This is a genomic window from Thermomonas mangrovi, assembly GCF_028201335.1.
GTDB lineage: Bacteria > Pseudomonadota > Gammaproteobacteria > Xanthomonadales > Xanthomonadaceae > Thermomonas > Thermomonas mangrovi.
In genome coordinates this window covers 47,701-65,513 of sequence record NZ_JAPEVV010000006.1, presented here as the reverse complement: position 1 = coordinate 65,513, position 17,813 = coordinate 47,701, and the positions used below count along the sequence as shown (strand labels likewise).

Sequence of the window (17,813 nt, the reverse complement as noted above, 5' to 3'; positions counted from 1 at the left end):
ACGTGGCGCGCAGGGTGTCGCGCCGCTAGCATCGCCGGCTGTCAACGGACGCGCCGCTGGCGCGTTCCGCTCCCTTTGCCCCCATCAGATCGTCTCCCATGACCCAGCCACGCCGCCGCAACGCCCTGCCGCTCCGGCAGATCGGCATCGTCCTTGCCGTCATCGTCATCGCCGGCCTGGGCTGGAAATACTGGAGCGGGCGCAAGGCCGCCGCGGACGGCGGGTATCGCACCGAGGCCGTGCAGCGCGGCGACATCCGGGTGGCAATTTCCGCCACGGGCACGCTCAGCGCGATCTCGACGGTGACGGTGGGCAGCCAGATCTCGGGCCAGGTCACCGACGTGCGCGTCGACTTCAATTCGCCGGTGAAGAAGGGCGACATCCTCGCCACCATCGACCCGTCGACCTACCAGGCGCAGATCGAGCAGGGCGCGGCGCAGATCGCCAGCGCCCAGGCGCAGCTGCGGCAGGCCCAGGCCGGGCTGCGCAACGCCACCCTCGACTACCAGCGCAAGGCCGACCTCGGGCGGCAGCAACTGGTCGCCAAGAGCGACGTCGACCAGGCCCGCGCCGCGCTGGAGCAGGCGCAGGCGCAGGTGAATTCGGCGCAGGCGCAGATCCGCCAGCAGACGGCCTCCACCCAGACCACCCGGGTCAACCTGCAACGCACCGTGATCCGTTCGCCGGTGGACGGCGTGGTGCTGACCCGCAAGATCGAGCCCGGCCAGACCGTGGCCGCCAGCCTGCAGGCACCTGAGCTGTTCACGATCGCCGAAGACCTCTCGAAGATGCAGATCGAGTTGCTGGTCGACGAATCCGACATCGGCCAGGTCAAGGTCGGCCAGTCGGTGGGCTTCACGGCCGATGCCTTCCCCGACCGCCAGTTCAAGGGCACGGTGGAGCAGGTGCGGCTGGCTGCCGCGACCAACAACAACGTGGTGACGTACCCGGTCGTGGTCACCGTGGACAACAGCGACGGCACGCTGTTGCCGGGCCTGACCGTGAACGCCGAGATCGAGGTCAGCAAGAAGCCGAACGTGCTCAAGCTGGCGAACGCAGCGCTGCGCTTCAAGCCCAGCGACACCTCGCCGCTGGCGCAACTGCAGCCGCAGGGCCCGGGCCAGGGCGGCGGCCAGGGCGGGCGCGCCGGTGGTGGCATGGCCGAAGGCCTGCGCGCCGCGGTGGCCGGCTTGTCGCTCAATCCGCAGCAGCAGGCGGCGTTCGACAAGACCCTGGAGGAGATGCAGCAGCGCCAGGCGCAACGCGCCGCGCAAGCCAGCCAGCAGGGTGGGCAGCAAGGCGGCAGCCGCCTGTTCGGTGGCGGTGGCATGCGCTTCGGCGGCCCGAGCAGCGGGGGCCCCGACGCCAGCATGCAGGCGCAGATGCGCGCCCGCATGCGCGAGCGCATGAACCAGCAGTTCGCGGCATTCCGCGCCAGCCTCGATGACGGCCAGCGCGCGCGCTGGGACGCCGCGCTGGAAGAACAGTTGAACGCCAAGCGCGTCACCATCTACAAGCTGGTCGATGGCAAGCCGCAACTGGCGATGGTGCGGGTCGGCGCCAGCGACGGCACCGCCACCGAGGTCAGTGGCAACATCCGCGAGGGCGACGAGGTGATCAGCGGCGAGCGCAGCGCGGGGACGCCGTGAGCGCGATCCCGCCGGTCATCGCCACCCGCCAGCTGACCAAGGTCTATTCCGCCGGCACCGAGGCGGAAGTGGTCGCGTTGCGCAGCGCCGACCTCGTCGTGAACCGCGGGGAATTCGTCGCGATCATGGGGCCCTCGGGGTCCGGCAAGTCGACCCTGATGAACCTGATCGGGTGCCTCGACACGCCGACCTCCGGCAGCTACCACTGCGACGGCGTCGATGTCGCCACCCTCGACGCGGAGGCGCTGGCCACCCTGCGCCGCGACAAGATCGGCTTCGTGTTCCAGGGCTTCAACCTGCTCACCCGGATGGATGCGCTGGAGAACGTGGCGATGCCGCTGGGCTATGTCGGCATCCCGCCCGCGCAGCGCCGCGAGAAGGCGCTGGCGATGCTCAAGGCGGTCGGCCTGGGCGAACGCGCCGGCCACCTGCCCACCGAACTCTCCGGCGGCCAGCAGCAGCGCGTGGCGATCGCGCGCGCGCTGGTCAACCAACCGCCGATCCTGCTCGCCGACGAGCCCACCGGCGCGCTGGACAGCAAGACCGGCGAGGAGATCCTCGCCCTGTTCAAGCGCCTGCGCGACGACGGCCACACGGTGGTGCTGATCACCCACGACGCGCACGTCGCCGAACACGCCGACACGGTGTACGAGATCCGCGACGGCGTGCTCGGTCCGCGCACCCCGGGAGCCCGCGCATGAACCCCACCGACATCCTGCGCACTGCGTTCTTCGCCCTGCGCGGCAACTGGATGCGCAGCGCGTTGACCTCGCTGGGCGTGATCATCGGCATCGCCGCGGTGATCGTGATGGTGTCCATCGGCCAGGGCACCCAGGCCGAGATAGACAAGCTGGTGTCCGGCCTGGGCTCGCAGCGACTCGACATCGGCGGCGCCGGCGGCATGGGGCCCGGCGGTGCGCGCCTGGCCCAGGGCAGCCGCTGGAGCCTCAGCGAGGGCGATGCCGACGCGATCCGCGCCGAGGTGCCGTCGGTGCAGTACGTCTCCGGTTCGCTGCGCGGCGGCACCCAGGTGGTGTTCGCCGAGAACAACGCCTCGACCCAGTGGCAGGGCGTGCAGCCCGACTGGTTCACCATCAACGACTGGCAGATCGCCAGCGGCGACGCCTTCCAGGCCGCCGACTACGGCGGCTCGGCGAAGCCGGTGATCCTCGGCGACACCGTGCGCCGCACCCTGTTCGGCGACGACGACGGGATCGGCCAGACCATCCGCCTGGGCCGGGTGCCGTTCACCGTGGTCGGCACGCTCAAGTCGAAAGGCCAGGGCGGCTTCGGCCAGGACCAGGACGACCTGGTGGTGGTTCCGCTGGAAACCGCGCGGCGGCGCCTGTCCACCTCGCAGGGCATGCCGCCCGGCGCGGTGCAGCAGATCTCGGTGGGCGTGGACGACGCCCGCAACCTGGAGGCCGCCCAGTCGGAGATCGAGGGCCTGCTGCGCCAGCGCCACCGGATCCAGCCGGGCGACGACGACGATTTCGCCGTGCGCAACATCAGCCAGATCGTGGCGACGCGCACCCAGACCACCAACCTGATGTCCAAGCTGCTGGGCGCGGTCGCCGGCATCTGCCTGGTCATCGGCGGCATCGGCATCATGAACATCATGCTGGTCTCGGTGACCGAGCGGATCCGCGAAATCGGCCTGCGCATGGCGGTGGGCGCCGGTCCGCGCGACGTGCGCCGGCAGTTCCTCGCCGAGGCCATGCTGATCTCGCTGATCGGCGGGGTGATCGGCATCGCCATCGGCGTGGCCGGGGCGCTGCTGGTCGGCAAGTTCAGCGAGCTGCCGGTGCAGCTGAACCTCAAAGTCATCGGGCTGGCGGCCGCATTCGCGATCGCCACCGGCCTGTTCTTCGGCTACTACCCGGCGCGCAAGGCCTCCCTGCTGGACCCGATCGAGGCACTGCGCTCGCAGTAGCCCGCCCACCGGGTCGGCCTGCCCGACCCCGGCGGTATGGCAGAATCGCCGCCTGCGGCCATGCGGCCGGACTGGAATGGCATGGCGATCCCTGCGTTGACGCCCGGCGACCTGCCGGGCATGCGCCGCGATCCGGGACTCGGGGGCGGTGGCTGATGGCGGACATCTACGGGCACCTGCCGCGCGGGCCGGCGGGCATCTGGCGGGCCACGGTGTGGTCGCTGCAGGGCCTGCGGGCGGCATGGCTTCACGAATCCTCCTTCCGCCTCGAGGTCTACTTGTTCCTCGTGCTGGGTCCGCTGGGCGTGCTGCTCGGCGACACCGGCGTCGAGCGGGCCCTGCTGGTCGGCAGCTGCCTGCTGGTGATGGCGATGGAACTGATGAATTCGGCGATGGAAGCGGTGATCGAGCGCTACGGCGCCGAACACCACGAACTGGCCGGGCGCGCCAAGGACATGGGGTCCGCGGCGGTGTTCGTGCTGATGATGAACGTGATCCTGGTGTGGGCGCTGGTCCTGGGGCCGCGCTACCTGTAACCGCCCGCTGGGCGCCCGAACGACGAGCAACGCATGGACTTGAGTTTCCTGGCCTCCCCCGACGCATGGCTGACCCTGGTCACCCTCAGCGCCCTGGAAATCGTGCTCGGCATCGACAACCTGGTCTTCATCTCGATCGCCGTGGGCCGGCTGCGCCCGGAGCAGCGCCCGCTGGCGCGCAAGATCGGCATCGCGGTGGCCTGCGTCACCCGCATCCTGCTGCTGGTCATGCTCGCGTTCCTGGCGCGGATGGCGCAGGACCTGTTCGTGCTGTTCGGGATGGGCATCTCCATCCGCGACCTGGTGCTGATCCTGGGCGGCGCCTTCCTGCTGGTGAAGGGCGTGCTGGAGATCCGCGACCTGATCACCGGCGGCGAGGACGAGGATCCGCGCACGACCAAGGCCTCGGCGGTCTTCGGCATGGTGATCGCGCAGATCGCGGTGATCGACATCGTGTTCTCGCTGGACTCGGTGATCACCGCGGTGGGCATCGCCAGCCATATCCCGATCATGGTGTTCGCGATCCTGCTGGCGGTGAGCGTGATGCTGCTGGCGGCGAACCCGCTGGGCCGCTTCATCGACGCCAACCCGACCGTGAAGATGCTCGCGCTGGCGTTCATCCTGCTGGTGGGCGCGGTGCTGATCCTCGACGGCTTCGACCGCCACGTGCCCAAGCCCTACATCTATTTCGCCATGGGCTTCGCGGTGATGGTCGAGTGGCTGAACCTGCTGATGCGGCGCAAGGCGGTGGAACACCACGTCCCCGGTGCCGGCGAATGGTGACCGCGTGCACGCGGGCTTAACGCGGCGTGCCCCCCACTGATCCTGCTTCCAACACTTCCATCCCGGAGATCCCGATGCGTGCCGTTCCGTTCGTCCGAGGCCTGCTGCTGGCGCTGGTGGTGCTCCTGCTTAGCGGCTGCGGCTACAACCAGATCCAGGGCAAGGACGAGGCTGTCAAGGCCGGCTGGTCGGAAGTGCTCAATCAGTACAAGCGCCGCGCCGACCTGATCCCCAACCTGGTCGCCACGGTCAAGGGTTATGCCGGGCACGAACAGCAGGTGCTGACCGCGGTCACCGAGGCCCGCGCCAAGGTCAGCCAGATCACCGTCAACGCCGACGACGCGGCATCGCTGGCGCAGTACCAGGCCGCGCAGGGCGAACTGGCGCAGGCGCTGGGCCGGCTGATGATGGTCACCGAGGCCTATCCCAACCTGAAGGCGGACCAGCAGTTCCTGGCCCTGCAGACGCAGCTGGAAGGCACGGAGAACCGCATCACCGTGGCCCGCGGCCGCTACATCCAGCTGGTCCAGGACTACAACACCTACATCCGCAAGTTCCCGGTGAACCTGACCGCGATGTTGTTCGGCTACAAGGCCAAGCCCAATTTCACGGTGGAGAACGAGGCGCAGATCCAGCAGGCGCCGAGCGTCGACTTCTCCGCGCCGCCGGTGGCCCCGGCCGCCGCGCCGTCGGTCGCGCCCGCCCCGGGCGGGGTGGTCAATCCGCCGCAGCCGGCCAGTCCGCCGGTGCAGGGCGGCAACGCGCCGCAGGCCGCGGAAACCCAGTAAGCCGCCGCCGGTCGCAACGGCACGCGCCGTGTCGACGCTCGCCCACCCCCCGCGTTGGCGGCAGGTGCTTCTCGCCTGCGTCCTGCTGGCCGTGGGGGGATTCGCCTCGGCGCAGGACGCGCCGATCCCGCGCTTCGATTCGCCGGTCGTCGACACCACCGGCACCCTGGATGCGCAGGTGCGCGGCCAACTGGAACGCCAGGCGCTCGACTTGCAGCAACGCAAGGGCGCGCAACTGCAGGTGCTGATGGTTCCCAGCACCCAGCCGGAGAGCATCGAGGCCTATGCCGTGCGCGCGTTCGAGTCATTCAAGCTGGGGCGCAAGGGCATCGACGACGGCGTCCTGCTGGTCGTCGCCAAGGACGACCGCAAGGTCCGCATCGAAGTGGGCTACGGCCTGGAGGGCGCGATCCCCGACATCACCGCCGGCCGGGTGATCCAGGAATACCTGGTGCCGCGGTTCCGCCAAGGCGACTACGCCGGCGGCATCGTCGATGCGACGGCGCAGCTGGTGAAGCTGGTGGACGGCGAGCCGCTGCCGGACCCCGTGGCCGACCACCCGACCGGTGCCGATCGCGGGGCCGGTTGGCTGTTCGCCCTGTTCGTCGCCTTCATCGTGGGCCAGGTCGCGCGCGGGATGTTCTCCCGGCTGCCGGCGGGCGTGCGCGCCGTGCTGGGCGGTGGTGCCAGCGGCGGCGTCGCCTGGATGCTGTCCTCGGTGCTGCTGGTGGGCGGCCTCGGTGCCTTCATCGGCGTGTTGCTGGGCCTGGCCAGCGGCGGGGGCGGCGGTCGGTATGCACGCGACCGCGGCTGGGGTGGCTGGGGCGGCGGCGGGATGGGCGGTGGCGGCTGGGGCGGAGGTTCGTCCGGCGGCGGCTGGTCGGGTGGCGGCGGCATGTCCGGGGGCGGTGGCGCCTCGGGGAGTTGGTGATGGCCGGCGTCCTGGCCCGTGCATGGCGCCACCTGGCGACGCCGGCGGCCCCGGCCTGGTTCCCGGCCGAGGCGATGGACCGCATCGCCGCGGCGATCGCGATGAGCGAGAGCTGCCATACCGCCGAAGTCTGTTTCGCGGTCGAGGCGACCCTGCCCTGGGGTGCGCTGCTGCGTGGCGTCGAGGCGCGCGAACGGGCGGAGGGCGCGTTCGCGCAGCTCAAGGTCTGGGACACCGCCGCCAACAACGGCGTCCTGGTCTACCTGCTGATGGCCGACCACCGGATCGAGATCGTCGCCGACCGCGGCCTGGCGGGGCGGGTGAGCGAGGCCCAGTGGCGCGGCGTCTGCCAGCTGATGGAAGGGGCGCTGGCCGGCGGCGAGCACGTGGATGCGGTGGTCGCCGGCATCGAGGCGATCGGCGACCTGCTGGCGAGCCACTATCCACGCGAACCCGGCGACGGCGACATCGATGAATTGCCCAATCGGCCGGTGATGCTCTGAGGGCGCATCCACGTTGATCGACGCGCGCGCGGTCGCGACGCTGGGGCACAATAGCCGGATGCCTTACCTCCACCAGATCGATCCCATCGCCCTCGACCTCGGGACCTGGAACCTGCCGCTGCTCGGCAGCGTGCATCCGCAGGTCCACTGGTACGGCGTGATGTACCTGCTGGGCTTCCTCGTGGCCTGGTGGCTGGGGCGCAGGCGCGTGCGCGCAGGGCGCCTGCCCGGGGTCGACGAGCAGGGCTTCGGCGACCTGATGTTCTACGGCATGCTCGGCGTGGTGCTGGGCGGCCGCCTCGGCTACATCCTGTTCTACGACTTCCCGGCGTTCACCGCCGCGCCGCTGTCGATCTTCAAGGTGTGGGAAGGCGGCATGAGTTTCCACGGTGGCCTGCTGGGGGTGCTGGTCGCGGTCGCGTGGTGGGCGCGCAAGCATCGCCTGCACTTCTTCGACGTGGTCGATTTCGTCGCGCCGCTGGTACCCGCGGGCCTCGGCTTCGGCCGCCTCGGCAACTGGATCGGCGGCGAGCTCTGGGGCAAGCCGACCCAGGGCACGGCCTTCGATGGTTGGGGCGTGGTGTTCCCGCGCGCGCTGCCGCAGCCGTTCGCATCGATGGATGCCGCCACCCTCAAGGCGCAGTTCGATGCCGGCCTGCTGGATGCCTTCGCCCGCCATCCTTCCCAGCTCTACCAGGCCTCGCTGGAGGGCGTGGCGATGTTCGCGGCGCTGGTCTGGTACTCGCGCCGGCCGCGCCCGCGCTACGCGGTGTCGGGCCTGTTCGCCCTGCTCTACGGCAGCTTCCGCTTCCTGGTCGAGTTCGTACGCGAACCCGACGCGCAGTTGGGCTACCTGGCGTTCGGCTGGGTGACGATGGGGCAGGTGCTCAGCACGCCGTTGATCCTGCTCGGGCTGTTCTGGCTGTGGAAGTCGCGGACCTCGCCGACCCTGATGCCGAACCCCTCTCCCGCCCCTTCGGGGCACCCTCTCCCGCCAGGGGAGAGGGGCAAGCATGACGCCTGACGGATGAAGCAGTACCTCGACCTGCTGCGCCACGTGCTGGAACACGGCACCGAGAAGTCGGACCGCACCGGCACCGGCACGCGCAGCGTGTTCGGCTGGCAGATGCGCTTCGACCTGGCCGAGGGCTTCCCCCTGGTCACCACCAAGAAGCTGCACCTGCGCTCGATCGTGCATGAACTGCTTTGGTTCCTGCAGGGCAGCACCAACATCGCTTACCTGAAGGCGAACAAGGTCAGCATCTGGGACGAGTGGGCCGATGCCGACGGCGAGCTCGGCCCGGTCTACGGCAAGCAGTGGCGCAGCTGGGAAGGCGCCGACGGCAAGACCGTGGACCAGATCGCGTGGCTGGTCGACGAGATCCGCCGCAACCCCGATTCGCGCCGGCTGATCGTCAGCGCCTGGAACGTGGCGGAGCTGCCGCGGATGGCGCTGATGCCCTGCCATTCGCTGTTCCAGTTCTACGTGGCCGACGGCAAGCTCAGTTGCCAGCTCTACCAGCGCAGCGGCGACATCTTCCTCGGCGTGCCGTTCAACATCGCCAGCTATGCGCTGCTCACCCACATGGTCGCGCAGGTCTGCGGGCTCAAGGTCGGCGATTTCGTGCACACCCTGGGCGACGCGCACCTGTACTCGAACCATTTCGAGCAGGCCCGCGAGCAGCTCGCGCGTGAGCCGCGCGCGTTGCCCCGGTTGAGGCTCAATCCCGACGTGCGCGACATCTTCGGCTTCCGCTACGAGGACATCGCCATCGACGGCTACGACCCGTGGCCGGCGATCAAGGCGCCGGTCGCGGTCTGATGCCGGCAACTCGCATGCATGTGTCGCTGATCGCCGCGCTGGATCGCAATTTCGCCATCGGCCGCGGCAATGCCTTGCCTTGGCACCTGCCCGACGACCTGAGGCGCTTCAAGGCGCTGACCCTGGGCAAGCCGGTGCTGATGGGGCGCAAGACCGCCGAGTCGCTCGGTCACGCGCTGCCGAAGCGGCGCAACCTGGTGCTGACCCGCGGCGGCCGGGTGCCGTTCGCGGGCATGCAGGCGGTGGCCTCGTTGGACGAGGCGATCGCGCTGGCGGCGGGCGAGGCCGGCGAACTGTGCGTGATCGGCGGCGGCGAGGTGTATGCGCAGGCCTTGCCGCGGGCCACGCAGTTGCACCTCACCTGGGTGGACACCACGGTCGACCAGGCCGATGCCTTTTTCCCGCGCTTCGATGCGGCCGACTGGCGGGAAGTGGCGCGCGTCGCGCATCCGGCCGATGCGGCGCACGCCCACGCGTTCGCCTTCGTGGACTACGTGCGCGCCTGATCGGCGGCGGGCGCCGGCGGGCGCCGGTTCGGGTCGCGGCGGCGGTCGTGCGGGCGCGGCCCGCGCTTCTTCGGCGGCGGGGCGGGGACGTCGCGGCCGGGCACCTGCACCACGTGCAGGCCCTCGGCATCCAGCTGCAATGCAGTGAGCTTGCCGCCCCACACCGCGCCGGTGTCGATCGCGTGCACGCCATGGCCGACGAACAGGCCGAGCGTGCTCCAGTGCCCGCAGACCACCTTGAGGTCGCGCGCCGCGTGGCCCGGCACCGAATACCACGGGTACAGGCCCGGCGGCTGGCTGCCCGGTTCGCCCTTGTGCTCGAAGGCGATGCGCCCGCGCGGGCTGCAATAGCGCATGCGGGTGAAGATGTTGATGATCGCGCGGTCGCGTTCGCTGCCGTTGAGCCGCGGCGACCAGTCAGGGCCGTCGCCATACATGTTCTTCAGCAACTTGCGGTACTGGTCGCCGCGCAGCTTCGCCTCGATCTCGCGGGCGTGCTTCTCCGCCAGTTGCGTGGTCCACTTCGGGGCCAGCCCGGCGTGCACCATCATCCAGCCGAGTTCGCGATCGACGTGCGCCAGCTCCTGCGAGCGCAGCCAGGCCAGCAGCATCGGGCCATCCTCGGCGAACAGGACACCCTGCAGGTCCGGGTTGACCTTGCGCTGCTCGTCCGGCGTGCGTTCGCCGATCGCCAGCAGCGACAGGTCGTGGTTGCCGAGCACCACGTGCGCCGACGCGCGCAAGGAATGGACCAGGCGCAGGGTCTCGATCGACTGTCCGCCGCGGTTCACCAGGTCGCCGCAGAACCAGAGCCGGTCGACCGCCGGGTCGAAGCGGATGCGCTCCAGCAGGCGCTGGGTGACGTCGTGGCAACCCTGCAGGTCGCCGATGGCCCAGACCGCCATCTCAGTGCAGCGTGCGCGGCACGGACAGCGTGAACGGCGGGATCGGCGCGGCGAAGCGCGTGCCGTCGTCGGCCAGCACGTCGTAGCTGCCGCGCATGGTGCCGATGTCGGTTTCCAGCACCGCGCCCGAGGTGTATTCGAAGCCCTCGCCCGGGCGCAGCCAGGGTTGCTCGCCGACCACGCCCTCGCCGACCACTTCCTGCACCTTGCCGTTGCCGTCGGTGATCAGCCAGCGGCGGCCGAGCAGGCGCGCCGGCACCTTGCCCTCGTTGCGGATGTGGATGGTGTAGGCGAAGACGTAGCGGCCCTCTTCTGGGGCCGACTGGTCGTCGAGGAAGCGGGTGTCGACGTCGATGTCGAACTGGTAGTCGGTGTTGCCCATGCGCGCATTCTAGCGAGCCGGCGCGGGTGCCGGCATCACGCCGCGCGCACGGCGCTCAGCGCGAGGCCAGCAGGTTGGCCAGGCGGATGAAGCCGGCCACCTCGACCTGCTCGGCGCGGGCGTCCGCGCGCAGGCCGGCGGCCTCGATCGCGGACGCGTCGGCCACGCCCTGCAGGGCATTGCGCAGGGTCTTGCGACGCTGCCCGAAGGCCGCGCGGACCACGTGCGCGAACATCACGCGATCGGCGACCTCGATGCGGTCCGCGGGCTTTGGGACCAGCCGGACCACCGCCGAGTCCACCTTCGGCGCCGGCCGGAACGCCCCCGGCGGCACCGTGAACAGCGGTGTCACCGCGCAGTAGGCCTGCAGCATCACGCTCAGGCGCCCGTAGACCTTGCTGCCCGGACCCGCGGCCATGCGTTCGACCACTTCCTTCTGCAGCATGAAATGCATGTCGCGGATCGCGCCGGCGTGGTCCAGCGCGTGGAACAGGATCGGCGAGCTGAGGTTGTAGGGCAGGTTGCCGACCAGGCGGATGCGGCCGTCGGCGGGCGCGAGCTCGGCGGCGAGCGCGCTGAAATCCACGCCGAGGACGTCGCCCTCGACCAGGCGCAGGGTCCCGTGCGCGCGGGCCGCGGCCTGCAGCGGCGCATGCAGGTCGCGGTCGAACTCGATCGCCGTCAAGGCACCATGCCGCTGCAGCAGCGGGAAGGTCAGCGCGCCCTGGCCCGGACCGATCTCCACGACCACGTCGCCCGGCTTCGGGTCGATCGCCTGCACGATCTTCGCGATCACGCCCTTCTCGTGCAGGAAATTCTGGCCGAGGTGCTTCTTCGCCTCGGTCGCGAACCCCGCGGCATCGGTGCGCGGCGGGTAGGCGCGGCTCACGGCGCCGGCCTCGGGCGCGCGCTGGCGGTCGCCAGGCGGGCGCAGGTGCGGATGGCGGCGAACAGGCTGGACGGGTCGGCGGTGCCGGTGCCGGCCAGGTCGAGCGCGGTGCCGTGGTCGACCGCGACCCGCGGGTACGGCAGCCCGAGGGTGAGGTTGACCGCATTCGCGAAGTCGCTGTGCTTGAGCACCGGCAGCCCTTGGTCGTGGTACATCGCCAGCACCGCATCGAAGCCCGCGAGCTTGGCTGGCAGGAAGGCGGTATCGGCCGGCAGCGGCCCGACCAGGCGCATCCCTTCGCCGCGCAGGCGCGCGAGGGCGGGTGCGATCACCTCGCGTTCCTCGTGGCCGAGGTGGCCGTCCTCGCCTGCATGCGGGTTCAATCCCAGCACGGCGATGGTCGGTTCGGCGATGCCGAAGGCGTGGCGCAAGGACGCGTCGACGATGCGCAGGGTCGATGCCAGCGCCTCCGCGGTGATCGCGTCCGGCACGGCGCGCAGCGGCAGGTGCACGGTCTGCAGCGCGACCCGCATGCCCGGATTGGCCAGCATCATCACCACCTCGCAGCCCGCCTGCCGGGCGAGCAGGCCGGTGGTGCCGCTGAACGGGATGCCGGCGTCGTTGATGACGCCCTTGTGCACGGGCCCGGTCACCAGCCCGTCGAAATCGCCGTCGAGGCAGCCCCGGGCGGCGCGTTGGAGGGCATCGACGACCATTGGCGCATTGCGCGGGTCGGGCGTGCCGGGCGTAGCCGGGACCGCGTTGGCGATGTCGACCAGCGCCAGGTGCGGCGGCAGCGGCAGGTCCAGCGAACGGGCGGCGGCGACCAGCGACGCGCGGTCGCCGAGTACGGTCAGGTCGGCGTCCCAGTCGCGCTGGAGCGCGCGGACGACGAGTTCCGGACCGATGCCCGCCGGTTCGCCGGGGACCAGCGCGAGCCGGGGGCGCATGGACGGGGCGATCAGCCGCCGCTGGCGGCGGGCGCAGCCGCGGCCTGCGCGCCGCGCACGTCGACGTAGGCCTCGCCGCGCATTTCGCGCAGGAAGCGGTTCCACTCGTCCTCGAGCTTGCGGCGGCCGATGGTGTCGCGCACCTGGGCGCGTCGGGTCTCGTCGCCCGAGGCCACCTGGCGGCTGCCCACGCGCTTCACGATGATCCAGCCGGCGTCGGTCTTGAAGGGCGCGGAGGACTGCCCGTCCGACAGCGCCGCGACCTGCATCGCGAACGCATTGCCGTAGGTGTCGCTGGTGAACCAGCCGAGGTCACCGCCGCGGCGCTTGGTGGTGGCGTCGTCGGAGTCCTCGGCCGCGAGCTTGGCGAAGTCGGCGCCGCCGGCGATGCGGGCGGCCAGGGTTTCCGCCTTGGCCTTGGCGGCTGCGTCGTCGGTCTTTTCATCGACCTTGACCAGGATCTGGCGCGCCGAGAACTGGGTGACCTGCTCCCCGCCGCCGGCGGCCTGGGTGCGGGTCTCGACCAGCTGCAGCAGCTGGAAGCCGCTCGGGCCGCGGATCGGGCCGATCACCTGACCGGGCTGCATCTGCTGGATGGTCGCGGCGAACGATGGCGGGATCTCGTTCAGGCCGCGCCAGCCGAGGTCGCCGCCCTCCAGCGCGTTCGGGCTGTCCGAGTAGCGCACCGCCGCGGCGGCGAAGGTCATCTCGCCCTTGTCGATCAGCGCCTTCACGCCCTCGATCTTCTTCTGCGCGGTGGCCAGTTGCTCGGGAGTCGCGCCGTCGGGCGTGGCCACCAGCACGTGGGCGAGGTGGAACTGCTGGCTGGCGGCAGCCGACGCGGTGGCGAGCGCGGCATCCACCTCCGCCTCGCTCACGTTGATGCGGCTTTGCGCGAAGCTCTGGCGCAGCTTCTGGGTGACGATCTCGTCGCGCAGGTTGTTGCGGAAACTGGTGAACGACATGCCATCCTGGGCCAGCCGCGCGCGCAGCTGGTCGACGTCCATGCTGTTCTGCTGGGCGACGCTGCGAACCGCTTGCTCCAGCTCCTCGTCGCTCACCGTGATGCCGGCGTCGGTGGCCCGCTCGATCTGCAGGCGGGTCAGGATCAGCCGTTCGAGCACCTGGCGCTCCAGCACCTCGGCCGGCGGCAGCTGGTCTTCCTTGCCGGCGTACTGGGCGCGGATGTTGGCGATCGCGCGATCCAGTTCGCTGCGCAGGATGACGTCCTCGTTCACCACCGCGGCGATGCGGTCGACGGACTCCATCCCTGCGTAGGACTGCGCCGAAGCGCCGCCGGCGGCGAGCAGCCCGGCCAGGACGACGGCCAGCATGGAACAGGAAGTGCGCAAGCGGGGGGCGTGGATCATGGGGAGGCGTCGTCGATGTCCGGCGGGGAAGGCTGGCCCGTGGCGGTCTGCGGCGGCACCAGGTACAGGTCGTCCCGATTGTAGCCGAGGACGGAACGGCGCAGGACCCGCTGGGTATCCTGCCCGGCCGATCCCAGCCCCTTCAGTTCGATCTCGAACATGAGGGCGTTGCTCAGGTCGCCGGCGCGATTGTGCACGTAGCGCCTCGCCACAACCCGAACGGCGACACAACAGCTGTCCCACTGCACGCCGGCGACGGTTTCCAGCGCCTTGTTGTCGAAAAGGGAGTAGTAGTAGCGACCCACCGCGCTCCAGCTGTCGTTGATCGGATAGAGGAACGACAGGTCGACCTGTTCGAGCACGTCGCGCCGGTAGCGGTAGCCGAGGTTGAACACGCCGTCGTCCGGCAGCAGGTAGCGTGCGCGCACGCTGGCGAGGTCGGTCCGCTTGAACTTGGGCTCCCATTGGTAGGACGCGCCGAAGGTCCAGCGGTCGGTCGGTGCGTAGTTCGCGTCGGCGACCCATGCCGACCGGCCTTGTTCGGTGATCGGCTCGCCTGGCAGGAATACCCGCGAGGCGTCCAGGTAGTGGATCTGGCCGAGGCTGGCCGAGAAACGCTCGCGCCCGTCCGACTGGCGGATCATGCGGGTGCTCACCGCCACGGTCACCTGGTTCGCATCGGCTTGGCGGTCGGCGCCGGAGTAGCGGTTGTCGCGGAACAGCTGGCCCCAGCTGAAGGTCAGCGGCTGGGTGTCGAACAGCGGCATGTCCGCCTGGTCCGTGTAGGGCACGCGCAGGTAGAAGATGCGCGGTTCGATCGTCTGCAGGTAGTCCTTGCCCTTGACCCGGGTCTCGCGGTCGAAGAACAGGCCGCCATCGACGCTGAAGATCGACTGCCCGCGCGATGGCGAGGAGCCGCCGAGCGACTGCGCCAGCGCGTCGTCGAGGTCGTATTGCGTGTAGCGATAGGCGAGGGTGGGGGTCAGGAACCAGGCATCGCCGCGCAAGGGCAGGCTGAGCCAGGGCTTGAGGTCGACGCGCGAGCCCGCGGGCTCGGTCTCGTGCTGGAAGCGCACGGTCTCGGCGTTCACGCCCCAATGCAACAGGCCGACCAGGGGACGGTCCACGCTGAGGTACGCGCGCGGGAGGCGGTCGTAGGGGAGGTCGGACTCGGACAGCGTGTAGTCGGCCAGTTGCCAGTGGTCGGCGGTGATCGCCGCGTCCCAACCGCGCCCGCGTCCGTAGAGGCCGATCTCGCTGAAGGCCGTGTATTGCGACAGGCCGTCCAGGCTGCTGCTGAAGTCTTCGAAATAGCGCGTATCGCTGATCCAGTTGACGTTGGCGCGCGCCTGCCAGTGGCTGGCGACGTTCTGGAACGCGGTATAGCGGAACATGCCCCGATCACGGCCGCGCAGGTCGTCGTCGGGCATGTAGGCGCCTTCCAGCGTGCCCTTGCCGCCCTCCACCAGGTAGCGGAACTGCGCGCCGAGCTGGAAGCCGCGCGAGGTCATGATCCGCGGCGACAGGGTGGCATCGTAGTTCGGTGCCAGGTTCAGGTAGATCGGTTGCCGCCAGTCGAAACCGTTGCGGCTGGAATTGGAGATCGAGGGGAACAGCAGGCCGGTGCGCCGGCGTTCGTCGGTGGGGAACATGAACCAGGGCATGTATAACACCGGGACCTTGCCGACCCGCAGGGTGGCGCCGCGTGCGACCGCGAAGCCCTTGTCCGTGTCGATGTCGATCTGGCGCGCGCTCAATTGCCATTGGCGCTGGTCCGGCGCGCAGGTCGTATACGTGGCGCCCTTGAGGCTGCCCTGGTTGCCCACCAGGGTCACGCTGTCCGCGCCGCCATTGCCCCGCCGATCCAGTAGCTGGTAATCGAGCTGCTCGATGGTATGTGTGTCGCTGGCTTGGTCACCCTGCGCCCGAGCCGCGACCACGCGCAGGCCGGATCCCTGGAAGCGGATGCTGCCTTCGGCGACATACCGCTCCTGCTGCTTGTCGTAGGTCAGCTGGTCGGCCCCCATGAACTGGGAGCCGCGGCGCAGGGTCACGTTGCCGTTGAACACCGGGTTCTCCTCGGTGCCGCTCAGCGCATCGCCCTCGATCTCGGTTTCCTGCCGGGTGTTGTCGATCTTCAACCCGTCCGGCAACGATTGCGCGTCGACGAAGGGTTTGACCGCGTCGACGGTGGGGCACAGGCCCCAGTCGGGCGGCATGCCGTCGGCGGCATGGGCCTGGAGCGACAGGGCGATGCACAGGGGCAGGGGAAGCAGGCGCAGGACTGGGCGCACGGGGAATCCAGAGGCGAAATTCAGGCGGCTAGCTTGCCGGAAGCCCGCCGGGCCGGCAAACCGCGTGGCGGGTTCAGGCGCCGAGCGCGCGCAGGTAGGCGACGCTGCATTCGGCCAGGGCGTCGAGGTCGTAGCCGCCTTCGAGCGCCGATACGACGCGCCCCTGGCAATGGCGGTCGGCGAGCGCCACTAACGCCTCGCTCAGCCAGCCGAAATCGGCGGCATCGAGCTGCAGTTCCGCCAGCGGGTCGCGGCGATGGCCGTCGAAACCGGCCGAGATCAGCAGCAGTTGCGGGGCGAAATCGTCGATCGCCGGCAGCAGGCGGTCGCCCCAGATGCGCCGGAACAAGGCGCCATCGCTGCCCGGGGGCAGGGTCGCGTTGAAGATGTTGCCGGCGCCGGTCTCGCTGCGATCGCCGGTCCAGGGATAGAGCGGGGCCTGGTGCGAACTGGCGTACAGCACGCGCCGGTCGTGCTCGAAGATCGCCTGGGTGCCGTTGCCGTGGTGGACGTCGAAATCGACCACGGCCACGCGCTCGAGGCCATGCGCGTCGATCGCGTGGCGCGCGGCCACCGCGATGCTGTTGAACAGGCAGAAGCCCATCGCCGCGTCGCTGGTGGCGTGGTGGCCGGGTGGGCGCACCGCGCAGAACGCGCGCCGGGCAGCCCCGATCATGACCGCATCCACCGCCGCGACCGCCGCCCCGGCGGCGCGCAGGGCCGCCTCCGCGGACCGCGGCGAGAGCACGGTGTCGGGGTCGAGCTGCATCAGCTCGGCGGGATTGCTTTCCAGCACCGCCTCCAGCAGGTGTTCGCTGTGCACCCGCAGCAGCTGGCCACGGGTCGCGATCGGCGCCTGCCGCCAGTCGAGGTGGGGATAGGCCTCGCGCAAGGCATCGACGACGACCCGCAGGCGCTCCGGGCGCTCGGCGTGGGCGGGCCCGGTGTCGTGCAGCAGGCAAGCCTCGTGGGTGTAGACGCGCAGCGGCATGTGCATCGTCCTCCCGGCGCCCTACTTGCGGCGGTCGTGGTCCCAGAGGACCTCGCCATGCCCGCTGGCGCGGGCCAGCACGCGGGCCAGCACGAACAGCAGGTCCGAGAGCCGGTTCAGGTAGCGGATCGCCTGCGGGCGCACGGCGTCGTGCCGGGACAGGGTGACGGTGTCGCGTTCGGCCCGGCGCACCACGGTGCGGGCGACATGGCAGCGCGCCGCGGCCTCGCCGCCGCCGGGCAGGATGAAATCCTTGAGCGGCGGTAGCGCGTCGTTGTAGTGGTCCAGCCGGGCTTCGAGCGCGTCGATGTCGGCATCGTGGATCGCCGCGTGTCCTGGGATGCAGAGTTCGCCGCCAAGGTCGAACAACTGGTGTTGCACGCGGGTCAGCAGGACGCGGATGTCGTCGGGGACATCCGCGGCCAGCAGCAGGCCGATGCAGGAATTGGCCTCGTCGACCGTGCCGTACGCATTGACCCGCGCCGAATCCTTGGCCACGCGGGTGCCGTCGCCGAGGCCGGTGGTGCCGTCGTCGCCGGTGCGGGTGTAGATCTTCGAAAGACGGTTGCCCACCGCCGGGC

The 17,813-nt window shown here is 70.3% G+C and carries 19 protein-coding genes; 11 read left to right on the top strand and 8 right to left on the bottom strand.

The features are described 5' to 3' along the window. Positions 1–98 precede the first annotated feature (98 nt). From ON759_RS09165 to ON759_RS09115, 11 genes are all read left to right on the top strand, one after another. Positions 99–1,649, top strand: coding sequence for an efflux RND transporter periplasmic adaptor subunit (locus ON759_RS09165; RefSeq protein WP_271680069.1), 1,551 nt, complete (start codon positions 99–101; stop codon positions 1,647–1,649). Then, a complete protein-coding gene (locus tag ON759_RS09160; RefSeq protein WP_271680068.1) occupies positions 1,646–2,350 on the top strand; it encodes an ATP-binding cassette domain-containing protein in 705 nt (234 codons plus the stop codon). The genes ON759_RS09165 and ON759_RS09160 overlap by 4 nt, the downstream gene beginning before the upstream one ends. After that, positions 2,347–3,582 carry an ABC transporter permease gene (locus ON759_RS09155; RefSeq protein WP_271680067.1) on the top strand — a complete coding sequence of 412 codons (1,236 nt, stop codon included), beginning with the start codon at positions 2,347–2,349 and terminating at the stop codon, positions 3,580–3,582. The genes ON759_RS09160 and ON759_RS09155 overlap by 4 nt, the downstream gene beginning before the upstream one ends. A 155-nt stretch (positions 3,583–3,737) precedes the next feature. After that, positions 3,738–4,118 (top strand): diacylglycerol kinase, encoded by a 381-nt coding sequence (locus tag ON759_RS09150; protein ID WP_271680066.1) that lies wholly within the window; start codon positions 3,738–3,740, stop codon positions 4,116–4,118. A 33-nt stretch (positions 4,119–4,151) separates the two neighbouring features. Continuing rightward, on the top strand, positions 4,152–4,901 hold the full coding sequence (locus ON759_RS09145) for a TerC family protein (RefSeq protein ID WP_271680065.1): 750 nt from the start codon (positions 4,152–4,154) through the stop codon (positions 4,899–4,901). Positions 4,902–4,975: 74 nt separating this feature from the next. Continuing rightward, positions 4,976–5,689 (top strand): LemA family protein, encoded by a 714-nt coding sequence (locus tag ON759_RS09140; RefSeq protein WP_271680064.1) that lies wholly within the window; start codon positions 4,976–4,978, stop codon positions 5,687–5,689. 28 nt (positions 5,690–5,717) lie between these two features. After that, a complete protein-coding gene (locus ON759_RS09135; protein WP_425608469.1) occupies positions 5,718–6,620 on the top strand; it encodes a TPM domain-containing protein in 903 nt (300 codons plus the stop codon). Beyond that, on the top strand, positions 6,620–7,123 hold the full coding sequence (locus ON759_RS09130; protein WP_271680063.1) for a TPM domain-containing protein: 504 nt from the start codon (positions 6,620–6,622) through the stop codon (positions 7,121–7,123). Before ON759_RS09135 ends, ON759_RS09130 begins: the two co-directional genes overlap by 1 nt. 58 nt (positions 7,124–7,181) lie before the next feature. Further along, on the top strand, positions 7,182–8,147 hold the full coding sequence (lgt, locus tag ON759_RS09125; protein WP_271680062.1) for a prolipoprotein diacylglyceryl transferase: 966 nt from the start codon (positions 7,182–7,184) through the stop codon (positions 8,145–8,147). Positions 8,148–8,150: 3 nt separating this feature from the next. Continuing rightward, positions 8,151–8,945 (top strand): thymidylate synthase, encoded by a 795-nt coding sequence (locus tag ON759_RS09120; RefSeq protein ID WP_271680061.1) that lies wholly within the window; start codon positions 8,151–8,153, stop codon positions 8,943–8,945. A gap of 14 nt (positions 8,946–8,959) precedes the next feature. After that, positions 8,960–9,451 carry a dihydrofolate reductase gene (locus ON759_RS09115; protein WP_271680060.1) on the top strand — a complete coding sequence of 164 codons (492 nt, stop codon included), beginning with the start codon at positions 8,960–8,962 and terminating at the stop codon, positions 9,449–9,451. Here the strand turns inward: ON759_RS09115 and ON759_RS09110 are convergent. The 8 genes from ON759_RS09110 to ON759_RS09075 form a co-directional block, all read right to left on the bottom strand. Then, positions 9,436–10,356: a symmetrical bis(5'-nucleosyl)-tetraphosphatase gene (locus tag ON759_RS09110; protein WP_271680059.1), complete on the bottom strand. Its 921-nt coding sequence runs from the start codon at positions 10,354–10,356 to the stop codon at positions 9,436–9,438. The genes ON759_RS09115 and ON759_RS09110 overlap by 16 nt on opposite strands. A gap of 1 nt (position 10,357) precedes the next feature. Further along, the gene (gene apaG, locus ON759_RS09105) at positions 10,358–10,738 is read right to left on the bottom strand and encodes a Co2+/Mg2+ efflux protein ApaG (protein ID WP_271680058.1); all 381 of its coding nucleotides are present in this window, start codon (positions 10,736–10,738) and stop codon (positions 10,358–10,360) included. 55 nt (positions 10,739–10,793) lie between these two features. After that, the gene (rsmA, locus tag ON759_RS09100) at positions 10,794–11,627 is read right to left on the bottom strand and encodes a 16S rRNA (adenine(1518)-N(6)/adenine(1519)-N(6))-dimethyltransferase RsmA (protein ID WP_271680057.1); all 834 of its coding nucleotides are present in this window, start codon (positions 11,625–11,627) and stop codon (positions 10,794–10,796) included. Then, a complete protein-coding gene (gene pdxA, locus ON759_RS09095; RefSeq protein ID WP_271680056.1) occupies positions 11,624–12,577 on the bottom strand; it encodes a 4-hydroxythreonine-4-phosphate dehydrogenase PdxA in 954 nt (317 codons plus the stop codon). Before pdxA ends, rsmA begins: the two co-directional genes overlap by 4 nt. Before the next feature lie 11 nt (positions 12,578–12,588). Further along, a complete protein-coding gene (locus ON759_RS09090; RefSeq protein WP_271680055.1) occupies positions 12,589–13,911 on the bottom strand; it encodes a peptidylprolyl isomerase in 1,323 nt (440 codons plus the stop codon). Positions 13,912–13,943: 32 nt separating this feature from the next. Beyond that, on the bottom strand, positions 13,944–16,241 hold the full coding sequence (gene lptD / locus ON759_RS09085; RefSeq protein ID WP_271680054.1) for an LPS assembly protein LptD: 2,298 nt from the start codon (positions 16,239–16,241) through the stop codon (positions 13,944–13,946). A 73-nt stretch (positions 16,242–16,314) separates the two neighbouring features. Beyond that, positions 16,315–17,226 carry a histone deacetylase family protein gene (locus tag ON759_RS09080; protein ID WP_271680289.1) on the bottom strand — a complete coding sequence of 304 codons (912 nt, stop codon included), beginning with the start codon at positions 17,224–17,226 and terminating at the stop codon, positions 16,315–16,317. Between the two features lie 27 nt (positions 17,227–17,253). Beyond that, positions 17,254–17,805: a cob(I)yrinic acid a,c-diamide adenosyltransferase gene (locus tag ON759_RS09075; RefSeq protein ID WP_271680053.1), complete on the bottom strand. Its 552-nt coding sequence runs from the start codon at positions 17,803–17,805 to the stop codon at positions 17,254–17,256. Positions 17,806–17,813 lie beyond the last annotated feature (8 nt).